The 13,311-nt window shown below is 66.1% G+C and carries 9 protein-coding genes; 2 read left to right on the top strand and 7 right to left on the bottom strand.

The window, feature by feature from the left end; genetic code table 11:
* Positions 1 to 446 precede the first annotated feature (446 nt).
* The gene (locus BRADO_RS04710; protein WP_011924175.1) at positions 447 to 1,799 is read right to left on the bottom strand and encodes a hypothetical protein; all 1,353 of its coding nucleotides are present in this window, start codon (positions 1,797 to 1,799) and stop codon (positions 447 to 449) included.
* Positions 1,800 to 1,951: 152 nt separating this feature from the next.
* Here BRADO_RS04710 and BRADO_RS04705 point away from each other — a divergent pair, with 152 nt between their 5' ends.
* Both BRADO_RS04705 and BRADO_RS04700 read left to right on the top strand, forming a co-directional pair.
* Positions 1,952 to 2,800 carry a DUF6502 family protein gene (locus BRADO_RS04705; protein WP_011924174.1) on the top strand — a complete coding sequence of 283 codons (849 nt, stop codon included), beginning with the start codon at positions 1,952 to 1,954 and terminating at the stop codon, positions 2,798 to 2,800.
* Positions 2,797 to 4,071 carry a DUF5666 domain-containing protein gene (locus BRADO_RS04700; RefSeq protein WP_011924173.1) on the top strand — a complete coding sequence of 425 codons (1,275 nt, stop codon included), beginning with the start codon at positions 2,797 to 2,799 and terminating at the stop codon, positions 4,069 to 4,071. Before BRADO_RS04705 ends, BRADO_RS04700 begins: the two co-directional genes overlap by 4 nt.
* Before the next feature lie 407 nt (positions 4,072 to 4,478).
* Here BRADO_RS04700 and BRADO_RS04695 read toward each other — a convergent pair whose 3' ends face one another.
* The 6 genes from BRADO_RS04695 to BRADO_RS04670 form a co-directional block, all read right to left on the bottom strand.
* Positions 4,479 to 6,116, bottom strand: a complete 1,638-nt coding sequence (locus tag BRADO_RS04695) for an ABC transporter ATP-binding protein (protein WP_011924172.1) — start codon at positions 6,114 to 6,116, stop codon at positions 4,479 to 4,481.
* An 18-nt stretch (positions 6,117 to 6,134) separates the two neighbouring features.
* Positions 6,135 to 7,310: an ABC transporter permease gene (locus tag BRADO_RS04690; RefSeq protein ID WP_041756099.1), complete on the bottom strand. Its 1,176-nt coding sequence runs from the start codon at positions 7,308 to 7,310 to the stop codon at positions 6,135 to 6,137.
* Positions 7,311 to 7,312: 2 nt separating this feature from the next.
* A complete protein-coding gene (locus BRADO_RS04685; protein ID WP_011924170.1) occupies positions 7,313 to 8,425 on the bottom strand; it encodes a microcin C ABC transporter permease YejB in 1,113 nt (370 codons plus the stop codon).
* Between the two features lie 3 nt (positions 8,426 to 8,428).
* The gene (locus BRADO_RS04680; RefSeq protein WP_041757308.1) at positions 8,429 to 10,297 is read right to left on the bottom strand and encodes an extracellular solute-binding protein; all 1,869 of its coding nucleotides are present in this window, start codon (positions 10,295 to 10,297) and stop codon (positions 8,429 to 8,431) included.
* 5 nt (positions 10,298 to 10,302) lie between these two features.
* On the bottom strand, positions 10,303 to 12,147 hold the full coding sequence (locus tag BRADO_RS04675; RefSeq protein ID WP_011924168.1) for an extracellular solute-binding protein: 1,845 nt from the start codon (positions 12,145 to 12,147) through the stop codon (positions 10,303 to 10,305).
* 376 nt (positions 12,148 to 12,523) lie between these two features.
* On the bottom strand, positions 12,524 to 13,072 hold the full coding sequence (locus tag BRADO_RS04670; RefSeq protein WP_011924167.1) for a cytochrome c family protein: 549 nt from the start codon (positions 13,070 to 13,072) through the stop codon (positions 12,524 to 12,526).
* Positions 13,073 to 13,311: the final 239 nt, after the last annotated feature.

Raw genomic sequence — 13,311 nt, 5'->3', positions numbered from 1 at the left:
GGCATCTATTGCCCGAGCTATACGGCATCATCCGCCCTCGACAGATGAGAGGGCGCAGGGAAGGCCGGGTGCCGAGCGCACCCGTGGTTGCGTGCACGAAAGCACGCGGCAGTCACCACAGGTACGGGCCGAACATCCGGCCTACCCTGCGCGATGGGCTACGATTTATACGTGCTCTCCCCAGGGACCGGCTGTCTTGCCCCTGTCGGCCGCGGAGTTCATCCACTCCCGCGACCTTGACGCCAGCATCGGGGCGCCAGGACCACACGATTTCGCCGTCCGCGAAGGACGCGCTCGTCTGGCGCTTCCTCACGGCCACCGCATCCCGCACCCGACGCCCGTGACGACGCGTTCGCCCCTCTCGTGGGACAGGACGCGGCCATCATTGTCGATGATGAGCCGGGAGCGCAAGTGATTTATTTTTATCTGAATCTATTGACTGATTTTCAGAAAACCGATCCAACGGGCAAAGCAGGGCGCGGGGCCTTGTCCGGATCCCCAGCCCGACGCCGAAGGGCGACGCCGCCGGCTACGCCGAGACCGATCACATAGATCCAGCCTTCATTGACGCCGACGACATTGGAGCCCAGCATCGAGCCGACGCAGGTCTGCACGATGATCGTCAATCCGACCCACCCGATCCCGTCGCGTCCGCGGACCAGATGGATGTGACTGATCCACATTGCAGCGAGCAGGACGACACCGGCCAGTCCCCATTGCCAGGCGACGGACAGGCTCTGCGCATCGCGGCCGGTGCCGCGCACCTCCAGGGGTCCGCGAGCATCAGCGGCAAAAGGCGGACGGATCGCGCCGGTGCCGTGACCTAACAGCGGCGCTTCGGCAAGCGACGCCAGGGCGCGTCGCCAATCGGGCCGACGCTCCGCGGCTCCGTCGCCGGTGAGAATCGACAGATGCATCTGCACCACGGTTTGCACGATCGGCCGGCTCAACAACGGAGACGCCGCCCACGCAACACTGCCGGTCAAGGCCGCTGCCGCCAACAGCAGCACCGCCAAGCGCCGGCTGACATGGCGTATGGCCAGCACGAGCACGAGAGTGGTGGTGGTGACGCAGGCGGTCTGCGCGGGCGTGACGAGCAGTTCGTGGCTCAGGAACAGCGCGCTCAGTCCTGCGAAGGCGAACGCCGCGGCAGTCTGCCCCCTCGCATGGCCGGCGAGAGCCGGCCCCACCAGCGCGAGCGCGCACAGCGTGAAGGGCTGATGCGAGCCGAGCGCCTGCTCGACCGGCAGGGCTGCTGCCAGCGTCGACGGATCTGCCAGTGCGACCCATGACAGCATCATCATGACGGCCGATGACATCGCAAAGCTCATCAGCACCCAGGGGGCGCGATCCGAGCGCCTGAAGTGATAAAGCAGCAGGGGAAGCAGCAGCAGCTTCGACACGGGATTGACGGCTTGCACGCCCAATTCCCACGGCCCGTCGGACCACAGCACGCCGATATCGGCCAGGACGAACAGCGCCAGCGGCAGCGCGCAGGCCGGAAGCGCCAGGCTTCTGATGAACTCGTCCCAATCGATCGTCGGAATCACCGCGATCGACCAGCCCACCATCAGCACCGTGGTGGCGGTCGTGGACCACGGCAGCGTCACCGCGGCGAATATTGCGAGGAGATCGAGGATGAGGAGATAGGCGGGGGCTTCCGCCCAGGGACGGCCGGCTCCTCCGGCGGCCTCCAGGTTCGGCGTGTCCGGAGCACGGCCCTCGACGTTCATCAGATACGCCTCCTGGAGCATAGCGAACTCCCCATCAGACAAGTCCGACGCGTGCAGCCACGACACCAGGACGGCGGCGAAGCAGGTGCAGCGCGCCCTGGCACCCCGGCCGCGGCACGGGCCGTGGGTTGAACGTGATCCTCAATACGTGGGAATTTTTCACACGTCAACGAATGTGTGGGATTGTGTCCCACAAGCTGGCCGGATAAAATTCAGTCATGGATCCGACATCCCGGACGCCGGCGCCGCTCACCGCGACGCAGCTGCACGCGCCGCTGGCGCGGCTGCTGCGGCCGCTGGTGCGGCTGTGCATCCGTAGCGGCATGACGTTTCCGGCGCTGGCGCAGCTGTTGCGTGAGCTGTTCGTCAACGTCGCCGAGCACGATTTCGCGCTCGACGGCAAGCCGCAGACCGACAGTCGCGTCAGTCTGCTGACCGGCATTCATCGCAAGGAGGTGGCCCGGCTGCGCGGCGCCGGCGCGCCGGTCAACGTGGTGCCGGCGACCCTGTCGCGCACCAGCGCGATCATCGCGCACTGGCTCGCGGCGCCGGAGTTCACCGATGCCAAGGGCGACCCGCTGCCGCTGCCGCGGACGGCCGAGGGCGACGCCCCCTCCTTCGAGGCGCTGGTTTCCACCATCACCAAGGACGTCCGCCCGCGCGCGGTGCTCGACGAATGGCTGGACCGCCAGCTGGTGACGATCGACGCCGACGACAACATCGTGCTCACCGACACCGGCTTCGTGCCGCGCGGCGACGACGACCGAAAATGGTACTATCTCGGCCGCAATTTGCATGACCACATCGCGGCCGCCGCGGCCAACGTCGCCGAGCCGGCGCCGCGCTTCATGGAGCGCGCGGTGCATTATGACGGGCTGTCGCCTAAGCTCGCGCGGCGGCTCGAGGCGCGCTCGCGCGAGCTCGCCATGGAGGCGCTGAAGACCGCCAATCGCGAGGCCAACCGCGCGGTGGCCAAGGACAAGGGCGGCGACGCCCGCTGGAATTTCGGCGTCTACATCTATCTGGAAGAGCCGAAAGACGCGCCCGACGAAGGCGGCTCGACATGATCATGCGCAGGCACGTCTCGCGCAGGGCGCTGCTCGCCGGGCTGTGGCTCGCCGGCACATCAGCACTTGCCTGGGGACAGACCCGCAAGGGCGACGACCAGGGCATCGGCGGCACCGGCATCCGCGGCGGCCAGGATCAGGGCATGGGCGGCACCGGCATCGTCGGCGTGATCCAGCGCTTCGGCAGCATCTTCGTCAATGGCGAGCGAGTCAGCTACGCGCCGGACGTCCCGGTCACGATCGACGGCGAGACATCATCGGTGAAGGCGCTGAAGATCGGCCAGCTCGCCCGCGTGCTGGCGCGGCGCGACGCCGGCGGCACGCTCAGCACCGGCCGCATCGATATCGTCAGCGAGGTCACCGGCGCGATCGAGGCGGTCAGGCCAGGCGAGCTCACTGTGCTCGGCCAGACCGTGATCTCGCCGGGCCAGGAGAGCTGGCGCAAGGTCGGCAGCCACGTCGCGGTCTTCGGCCTCAGGCGCAGCGATGGCGTGATTGTCGCGAGCCTCGTTGACCCGCGCACGGTCCCCACGAGCCGGATCACGGGCGTCGTCGTCCGTGACAGGACCGGCCTATCCATCGGCGGCCTGCGGATCACCGGCGTCGACCAGGCGCTGGTCGGTCAGCGCGTCCAGGCCGAGGGCCGCGTCGCGCAGGGCGTGATGCAGGTGGCGCGGATCAGGCCGGATGACCTCAAGGAGTTCGCCCGCGCCAGCCGGTTGCTGGTCGAGGGCTATGTCCAGCGCGTCGGCAACGACCTGCGGTTCGGCTCCGGCTATGTCGCGCGCGACAATTCGCGCTTTCAGCCGGCGGGCGAGGCGCGCGTCGTCGTCAACGCCGTGCCCGATGGCGCCGGCGGGTTACGCGCCGAAACCGTGCAGGCGGTGACCCGCTTCCCCGGCGAATCCGTGCAGCGACCGCAGGCGCCGCGCGGCCAGGGACCAACGCAAGAACCGGGCAGTCCGCGAGGCCGGAGCGGCGTCAATGGCGGCACCACTGCGCCGGGGACACCGGGCGGCCCGGCTGCCCCCAACAATCCGGTTGCGCCGGGTCATCGAGACATGCCCGGCTTCGGCCGCGACAGCGGCATGTCTCCGGGCGGCATGGGCTCCCCCGGCGGCTTCGGCTCCGGCGGCGTCTCGAACCCGCCGGGCTTCGGCGGCGCGCCCGGTGGTCCTCCCTCCGGCGGCGGTGGCTTTGGCGGGCAAGGCGGTTTTGGAGGAGGCGGCGGAGGCGGAGGCGGTGGAGGCGGTGGAGGCGGCCGGCGCTGATCGCGGCGCGATCACCGACGCAGCCGCCCGTAACCCGAGGCGAGATGGGCGTACCAGGCTTGCGGCGAGTCCTGATTTCGAACTGATCATTTCTCGGACGACATCCATCCGGTCATCATTGCAAGGAGCGCAGCGACGAAACAATCCAGGGTCCCGCCCTGCGACTCTGGATTGCTTCGCTGCGCTCGCAATGACGAGGGGAGAGACCGTGCTTGTTGCGACGAGAGACTTGCTGTTTGCGGAGAGAGATCGGATCGCGCAGCAATCCTGCGGATCAGCAGCACCGCCCTTCACCGTTACCCTGTCCCGTAGCGGGGAGAGGAGCGCAGCGCACCGGTCTTGAGGCTGGAGTTCGTGTCCAACTCACAATGTGACCTGCGTGCGAACCGGGAACTGGCGGGTCCCGATCAGCTCGCCGCAGCGCCGTTCCCCGCGGTCTCGTTCCTGAACGCCGCGGCGAACAGCGCGCGCGTGTAGTCCGTCTTCGGCGCCTTGAACAATTGCGCGGCGGGGCCCTCCTCGACCACCTTGCCGTGGCGCATCACGATGAGATGGCTCGCCAGCGCGGCGACGACGCGCAGATCGTGGGAGATGAACATGTAGGTCAGCTCGCGCTTGCGCTGCAGCTCGCGCAGGAGCTCGACCATCTGCGCCTGGAACAGCATGTCGAGCGCCGAGGTCGGCTCGTCGAGCACGACGAAGGACGGCTCCAGCACGACGGCGCGGGCGACCGAGATGCGCTGGCGCTGGCCGCCGGAGAATTCGTGCGGATAGCGGAAGCGGGTTGCCGGATCGAGGCCGACATCGGTGAGCGCCTTGACGACCTTGGCCTCGCGCGCCTCCTCCGACAAGTCAGGCTGATGCACGCTCAGGCCTTCCGCGATGATGTCGCCGACCGACATGCGCGGACTGAGCGAACCGAACGGGTCCTGGAAGACGATCTGCATGTCGCGGCGGAACGGGCGGACTTCCTTGAAGCTCAGGCCCTGGATCTCCTTGCCCAGAAACACGATCGGTCCGTCGGAGGAGATGAGCCGCAGCAGCGCCAGCCCGAGCGTGGTCTTGCCGGAGCCGGACTCGCCGACAACGCCGAGCGTCTCGCCCTTGCGCACGGCGACGCTGACGCCGTCGACGGCCTTGATATGGCCAACGGTGGAGCGGAACAGGCCGCGCTTGATCGGAAACCAGACCTTCAGGTCCTTCGCCTGCATCACGACCGGCTGATCGGGCCGCGGCGGGGCGGGATCTGGCTTCGGCTCGGCGGCGAGCAGCGCCTTGGTGTAGGGATGCTGTGGCGCGGTGAACACCTGCTCGACCGGGCCCTGCTCGACGATCTTGCCGCCATTCATGACGCAGACGCGGTCGGCGATGCGCCGGACGATGCCGAGATCATGTGTGATGAAGAGGAGGCTCATCCCGAGCCGCGCGCGGATGTCGGCGAGTAGCGCCAGGATCTGCGCCTGCACGGTGACGTCGAGCGCGGTGGTCGGCTCGTCGGCGATCAGGAGATCCGGCTCGTTGGCGAGCGCCATCGCGATCATCACGCGCTGACGCTGGCCGCCGGAGAGCTGGTGCGGATAGCTGCCGAGCCGCGTCTCGGGCTCGGGAATGCCGACCTGGGTGAGCAGCTCGAGCACGCGCGTACGCGCGGCGCTGCCCGAGATCGGCTTGTGCAGATGCAGGATCTCGCTGATCTGCCGCTCGATCGTGTGCAGCGGATTGAGCGAGGTCATCGGCTCCTGGAAGATGATCGAGATGTCGCTGCCGCGGATGCCGCGCATCTCGCCCTCGGACAGCGGCAGCAGATCGCGCCCCTTGAAGCGGATGCTGCCGGAGGGATGCGAGGCAACCGGATACGGCAGCAGCTTCAGCACGGAGAGCGCACTGACGGACTTCCCCGAGCCTGACTCGCCGACCAGCGCGACGCATTCGCCGCGCTTGATGTCGAACGAGACGTGGTCGACCGCGGTCGAGGCGCGGCCGCCCTGGTGAAAGGCGACCGAGAGATCGCTGACCGACAACAGCGGCTGGGTCATCGCATCCATGTCATCGTACCCTGGCGCTCACCTGAACGTCTTGCGCGGGTCGAACGCGTCGCGCACGGCCTCGCCGATGAAGATGAGGAGCGACAGCATGATCGCGACCGAGAAGAAGCCGGTGAGGCCGAGCCACGGCGCTTGCACGTTCGCCTTCGCCTGCGACAGCATCTCGCCCAGCGACGGCGAGCCGGGCGGCAGGCCGAAGCCGAGGAAATCGAGCGCCGTCAACGTCATCACCGAGCTCGACACGATGAACGGCAGGAAGGTCATGGTCGCGACCATCGCGTTCGGCAACAGATGCCGCCACATGATGACGACGTTGGAGACGCCGAGCGCACGCGCCGCCTGGATGTACTCGAAATTGCGGCCGCGCAAAAATTCGGCGCGCACGAGCCCAACAAGCGACACCCAGGAGAACAGCAGCATGATGCCGAGCAGGGTGAAGAAGCCGGGCACCAGCACCGCGGAGAGGATCAGCAGCAGATAGAGATAGGGGATCGCGTTCCAGATCTCGATGAAGCGCTGGAACAACAGATCGACCCAGCCGCCGAAATAGCCCTGCACACCGCCGGCGGCGATGCCGATGATCGAGGAGAAGAACGTCAGGGACAGGCCGAACAGCACGGAGATGCGGAAGCCGTAGATCAGCCGCGCGACAACGTCGCGGCCCTGATCGTCGGTGCCGAGCCAGTTGTATTCGAGGTCGCGACAGCTCTTCAGCCCCTTCTTCTCGACCACGGCCTTGCACTGCGCCTCGGTCAGCATCCAGGTCGGCGGCGACGGCGCCGGCGTCGGCAGATCGAGATTGTGGGTGGCGTAGGAGTAGCGGATCAGCGGCCAGATCACCGTGCCGCCCTTGTCGGCGATCAGCTTCTGCAAGTACGGGTCGCGATAGTCGGCCGCGGTCTCGAAGTCGCCGCCGAATGCGGTCTCCGGATAGGAGACGAAGGCCGGCCAATACAGATGACCGTCGAACTTGATCAGGAACGGCCGGTCATTGGCGATCAGCTCGGCGAACAACGAGACGATGAACAGAAACAGGAAGATCCACAGCGACCAGTAGCCGCGGCGGTTGGCCTTGAAGTTCTGCCAGCGGCGCTGGTTGAGCGGCGACGGCCGGAAGCGATGCCGCGTCGGCGGCACGGCCTCGCCGAGCGGCGCCTGCGTAGTGGTCTCGACGGGGGCTACGGTTTTGAGCATCGTCAGACCTCCCGTGCCTCGAAATCGATCCGCGGATCGATCCACATATAGGTGAGGTCGGAGATCAGGTTCACCACCAGGCCGAGCAGCGAGAAGATGTAGAGGTTGCCGAACACGACCGGATAGTCGCGGTTGAGGATGCTCTCGAACGACAACAGGCCGAGGCCGTCGAGCGAGAAGATGGTCTCGATCAGCAGCGATCCGGAGAAGAAGGCGTGGATGAAGGTACCCGGGAAGCCCGCGATCACGATCAGCATCGCGTTGCGGAAGATGTGACCATATAGCACCTGGGTCTCGCTGCAGCCCTTGGCGCGCGCGGTCATGACATATTGCTTGCGGATCTCGTCGAGGAACGAGTTCTTGGTGAGCAAGGTCATGGTCGCGAAGGCGCCGAGCGCCATCGACAGCAGCGGCAGGGTGATGTGCCAGAAATAGTCGAGGATCTTCCAGTACCAGGGAAAGCCGGCCCAGCCGTCCGAGGTCAGGCCGCGCAGCGGGAAGATGTTGAGGAAGGAGCCGCCGGCGAACAGGATGATGAGCAGGATCGCGAACAGGAAGCCGGGGATCGCGTAGCCGACGATGATCACCGCCGAGGTCCAGACGTCGAAGCGTGAGCCGTCATGCACGGCCTTGCGAATGCCCAAGGGAATCGAGATCAGATAGGTCAGCAAGGTCATCCACAGGCCGAGCGAGATCGAGACCGGCAGCTTCTCCTTGATCAGCTGCAGCACCGACGTGTCGCGGAAATAGCTCTTGCCGAAATCGAAGCGGGCGAAGTTCCAGACCATCAGCGCGAAGCGCTCCGGCGCCGGCTTGTCGAAGCCGAACTGCTGCTCCAGCTTCTTGATGAAGGCGGGATCGAGTCCCTGCGCGCCGCGATATTTGGAGTTGATCTCGCCGCCTGAGCCGACCTGTCCCGGCGGCCGCGCGCCGAAATCCGAGCCGCTGCCGCCGGAGATGCGCGAGGTGCCGCCGGTGTCGGCGCCGGTCAGCTGCGCGATGACGCGCTCGACCGGGCCGCCCGGCGCGAACTGCACCACGACGAAGGAGATGAAAAGGATCCCGAGCAGGGTCGGGAGCATCAGAAAGATGCGGCGAGCGATATAGGCAGCCATGAACTACTTCGCCTGCTCCAGCTTTGCGGCCTTGGCGGCATCGTACCACCAGATGTCTGGGGCGCCGACGCCCGAGGCGTATTTCGGCGGCTTCGGCGGGTGGCTGAACTGATCCCAATAGGCGATCGGATGGGTCGTCCGGTACCATTGCGAGATCCAGTAGTGACCGGCGCGGAACACCCGATCGAGCGCCCGGCAGGCGGAGGTCAGCTCGCTGCGGGTCTCGGCGGCGATCGCCTTCGCAACCAGCGCGTCGATCGCGGGATTGCTGATGCCGGCGAGATTGTAGGACCCTTTGGTCTTGGCAGCGTCCGACGTGAAATACGGCCGCAAGGAGTCGCCGGGGGTCGGCGACATCGACAGCCGCTGCACCGTGATGTCGAAGTCGAAATCCTCGACGCGGGCGCGGTACTGCACGGCGTCGACGATGCGCAGATCGGCATCGATGCCGAGCGTCTGCAGGTTCTTGATCAAGGTGCCGTGGTGCGGCTTGAACGAGACCTCGTCGATCAGGAACTCGATCGCGAACGGCTCGCCGTTCGGCAGCAGCCGCTTGCCGTCCTTCACCGGCAGGCCGGCCTGCTGCAGCAATTGCGTGGCCTTGCGCAGCAGCGCGCGATCCTGGCCCGAGCCATCGGAGGCCGGCGGCACAAACGGCTCGCCAAACACGTCGTCGGGCACCTGGCCGCGGAACGGCTCGAGCAGCTTCAGCTCCTCCGGCGACGGCGGGCCGACCGCGACCATGTCGGAGTTCTGGAACGGCGACACGGTGCGCGCATAGGCGCCGTACATGATGGTCTTGTTGGTCCACTCGAAGTCGAAGGCGTAGGCCAGCGCCTGACGGACGCGCGGATCCCCGAACTTGTCGCGGCGGGTGTTGATGAACCAGCCCTGCCCGCCCGACGGCGTCTCGTCCGGCAGCATCTCGCGCTTGACTCGGCCGTCCTTGATCGCCGGGAAATCGTAGCGGGTCGCCCAGATGCGCGAGGTGAACTCCTCGCGGAACAGATAGCTCTTGGCGGTGAAGCCTTCGAAAGCGACGTCGCGGTCGCGATAGAACTCGTAGCGCACCGTGTCGAAATTGTAGAAGCCGCGGCTCACCGGCAGGTCGGCCGCCCACCAGTCCTTGACGCGATCGAACTCGACATAGCGGTTGACCTCGTATCTGCCGACCTTGTAAGGGCCCGAGCCGAGCGGCACGTCGAGCGTCGATTCGTCGAACGCACGGCTGGCGTAGTAGGCCTTGGAGAAGATCGGCAGGGTGACGACATAGAGCGGCACGTCGCGCGCCCGCTTCTCGACGAAGCTGATCACGACCGTGGCGTCATCGAGGGCCTCGGCCTTCACGAAGTCGCGCAGCTGCACGACGATCAGCGGATGACCCTTGTCCTTCAGCGTGTTCAGCGACCAGGCGACGTCCTGCGCCGTGATCCTCGAGCCATCGTGGAAGCGCGCCTCGGGCCGCAACGTGAAGCGGTAGTTCAGCTTGTCAGGCGAGATCGCGACCGATTTCGCGACCAGCCCATACACCGCATCGGGCTCGTCGCCCGATGGCACCATCAAGGACGCGAAGGTCATCGCCATGCCCTGCGCGCCCTCGCCCTTGAGGATGTAGGCGTTGAACGAGTTGAACGTCTGGTAGGACTGGTTGTAGGCGCGCACTGAGGGGATCAGCGAGAACAGCCCGCCCTTCGGCGCCTCCGGATTGACGTAGTCGAAGCGCGGAAAGTCCGCCGGATACTTCAGGTCGCCGAACGCCGACATGCCGTGCGAGTCCGGGCCGAATTCCGCGGCGTTCGCCGGCTTCAGCAAGGAGACGCCGAGCGCGCCCAGGCCCAGCCCGAGCACGCGGCGGCGGGACAGATGCGAGATCGTGCTCAAGACCGCTTCACCTTGGCAGCCTTGTCGGCGTCGAACCACCACAGTGACGGCCAGCCGCTGCTGGCGAATTTCGGGAACGGCTCGAAATGGCTGAAGCGGTCCCAGCGCGCGCTGCGCGCGAACGGATAGGTGAACTGCGGCACGACGTAGAAATTCCACAGCAGCACGCGGTCGAGCGCATGCGTCGCGGCCTCCAGGGATGCGCGGTCCTTGGCGAAGATGATCTTCTCGATCAGTTCGTCGATGGCGGGGTTCTTGATGCCCACCGCATTCTTCGAGCCCGGCTCATCGGCCGCCTTCGAGCCCCAGAAATCGCGCTGCTCGTTGCCGGGCGACAGCGACTGGCCCCAGGTATCGATGATCATGTCGTAGTCGAAGGTGCGGGCGCGCTGCTCATACTGGACATTGTCGACCTGGCGCACCGTGACGGTGACGCCGAGCCGCTCCAGCGACGGCTTGTAGAACAGCACGATGCGCTCCGATGATGGATCCTGCACCAGGAGTTCGATCGCGACCTGCTTGCCGGCGGGATCGACCAGCTTGCGGTCCTTGATCTCGTAGCCCGCGTCCTTCAGGAGCCTGGTCGCCTCGCGCAGATTGGCGCGGACGTTCTCGGGGTTGCCGCCGACCGGGTTCTGGTAGACGGTGGTGAACACCTCCGGCGGCACCTGGCCGCGCAGGCCCTCGAGGATCTGCAGCTCCTGACCCTGCGGCAGGCCGGAGCAGGCCAAATCCGTGCCCTCGAAATAGCTGTTGATGCGCTTGTATTGGCCGAAGAACAGCTGCTTGTTCATCTCCTCGAAATCGAACGCATAGTTGAAGGCGCGGCGCAGCCGGGCGTCCTGGAATTGCGGACGGCGCAGGTTGAAGACGAAGCCCTGCATGCGGCCGGAGTCGCGGACCGGAAACTCCTCCTTGACCGCGCGCTTCTCAGTGATCGCCGGGAAGTCATAGGCCGTGGCCCATTGCTTGGCCGAATTCTCGCTGATCCAGTCCGCCTGGTCGGCCTTGAAGGCTTCGAGCGCAACGAGGTTGTCGCGGAAATACTCGAACTGCAGCTCGTCGAAATTGTACTGGCCGATGCGGACCGGCAGGTTGGCACCCCAGTAATCCTTCACGCGCTCCAGCTTGATCGAGCGGCCGGGCACGAAGTCCTTGATGCGGTAGGGGCTCGACCCGAGCGGCGGCTCCAGGGTGGTCGCGGTGACGTCGCGCTTGCGGCCCTGCGCGTCGGTGCCTTCCCAATAATGCTTGGGCAGCACGAGCAGTTCGCCGACGATGTGCGGCAGCTCGCGGTTGCCCGGGCCGTCGAAGGTGAACTTCACCTCGAGGTCGCCGGTCTTCTCGGTCTTGACGACATGGCGGTAGTAGGACGAGTAGAACGGGCTGTTCTTCTTGAGCACGTCGAGCGAGAAGATGACGTCCTCGGGCGTCACCGGTTTGCCGTCATGCCAGCGCGCGTCCTTGCGCAGGCGGTAGATCACCCAGGAATAGTCGTCCGGGTAGGAGGCGGCTTCGGCCAGCAGGCCGTACTCGGTCGAGATCTCGTCCTGCGACCGCGTCATCAGGGTCTCGTAGATCTGCGCCGCCGCGACCGCGATGTTGCCCTTCACATACATCACGACGATGTTGAAGTTGTCGAAGGTCCCGAGCGAGATCATCCGGGCCGTGCCGCCCTTCGGCGCGTCGGGATTGACGTAGTCGAATCGCTTGAAGTCGGCCGGGTACTTCACCTCGCCGAACAGCGACAGGCCGTGGCGCCAGACCAACTGCTCGCCGGCCTGCGCCTGCGCCGCGTCGGCGGAAACGAAGCTGGCGGCGGCGCCGAGCGCCGGGGTCATGGCAGCGAAGGCGCTGCTCTGCAGCAGCTGTCGTCGGGTAATCGTCAAATGAGACTTCCTCTGAATAAGATCGCTCGGGAGCCTTCGGCCGGCCTGGGCCGCGACCGCTCCCTGATCCAACGTCTGATCGTAACCCAATTCGCACCGGGCAGGTTGCGCCGGCCGAAGCAGGAGCGCTCCCGGCCACCGAACCCGTTCCATTCAGGCGGACAATATAAGGCAAGGTTTCGACCGATAACCTTGCTTTTTCCTCATGATACCGGGTTGTGAACGGCCTGGATGCGACCAAAGGTCCCAAATGCGGCGAAATTCGCCTCGGATAGCAAAACGGCCGGGCTTGGGGCCCGGCCGTCCAAAATCAGAGCTGAGCCGGGGCTCACTTGGCTGCGGTCGGCAGCGGGGCCGGGTTGTCCGAGAGCGAGTTCAGATAGGCCAGCACGTCGGCGCGCTCCGAGTCCTTCTGGATGCCGGCGAAGCCCATGGCGGTGCCCGGGATGTACCCCTTGGGGTTGGTGATGAACTTGTTCAGCTCTTCGATCGTCCAGGTGCCGCCCTTGGCCTTGATCGCCTGCGACCAGTTGAAGCCGCGGCCCTCGCCGATCTTGTCGCCGACCACGCCCCAGAGGTTCGGGCCGACGCCGTTCTTCTCGCCCTTCGCAAAGGTGTGGCAGGCTGCGCACTTCTTGGCGGCGGCGGCGCCCTTCTCGACGGAGGCGGTCTGCAGCAGCTTCTCGATCGGCTCGGCGGAGGCCGGCGCAGCGGCTTCCTTGCTTGCGCCTTCGGCCTCCTTCACGGCGATCTCGAAACCCGGCTTTTCCGGCATCTTCGGCGCGAAGATCGCGTTGGCGGAAAAGCTCGTGACCAGCACGACCAGACAGGCGGCCAGCACGGCGCCGAGGATTTTGTTCAGTTCGAAGGAGTCCATTTTGGAATCAGGCTCCGAGGGCGGATTTCATTGCTTTGAGGCCGCGGGGCCGCGGCCGTGAATCGCCTCAAGGACTTCATGAAGGCATCGAGCGGAATCGAGCCGTCGCGCCTCCCCCTGCGGCAGAAGTGAGATATCGGTTTGCCCGTGCTCTGGCAACCCGTATAAGCGGGCGGTTTTTGCTGTCCCCATCCCCGTCCGGACGCGCTGTTGCGACCGGCTCCGACCTGCCGTTTTCG

Source organism: Bradyrhizobium sp. ORS 278 (genome assembly GCF_000026145.1).
Taxonomy (GTDB): Bacteria; Pseudomonadota; Alphaproteobacteria; order Rhizobiales; family Xanthobacteraceae; genus Bradyrhizobium.
Note: the sequence above shows the minus strand (reverse complement) of the source record. Positions and strands in the feature narration are given on the sequence as shown.

What these genes read in the sequence shown, in the direction of transcription:
- BRADO_RS04675 (WP_011924168.1), bottom strand. Translation starts at nt 12,147, where the DNA reads ATGACCCCGGCGCTCGGCGCCGCCGCCAGCTTCGTTTCCGCCGACGCG.
- BRADO_RS04700 (WP_011924173.1), top strand. Translation starts at nt 2,797, where the DNA reads ATGATCATGCGCAGGCACGTCTCGCGCAGGGCGCTGCTCGCCGGGCTG.
- BRADO_RS04685 (WP_011924170.1), bottom strand. Translation starts at nt 8,425, where the DNA reads ATGGCTGCCTATATCGCTCGCCGCATCTTTCTGATGCTCCCGACCCTG.
- BRADO_RS04705 (WP_011924174.1), top strand. Translation starts at nt 1,952, where the DNA reads ATGGATCCGACATCCCGGACGCCGGCGCCGCTCACCGCGACGCAGCTG.
- BRADO_RS04670 (WP_011924167.1), bottom strand. Translation starts at nt 13,072, where the DNA reads ATGGACTCCTTCGAACTGAACAAAATCCTCGGCGCCGTGCTGGCCGCC.
- BRADO_RS04695 (WP_011924172.1), bottom strand. Translation starts at nt 6,116, where the DNA reads ATGGATGCGATGACCCAGCCGCTGTTGTCGGTCAGCGATCTCTCGGTC.
- BRADO_RS04690 (WP_041756099.1), bottom strand. Translation starts at nt 7,310, where the DNA reads ATGCTCAAAACCGTAGCCCCCGTCGAGACCACTACGCAGGCGCCGCTC.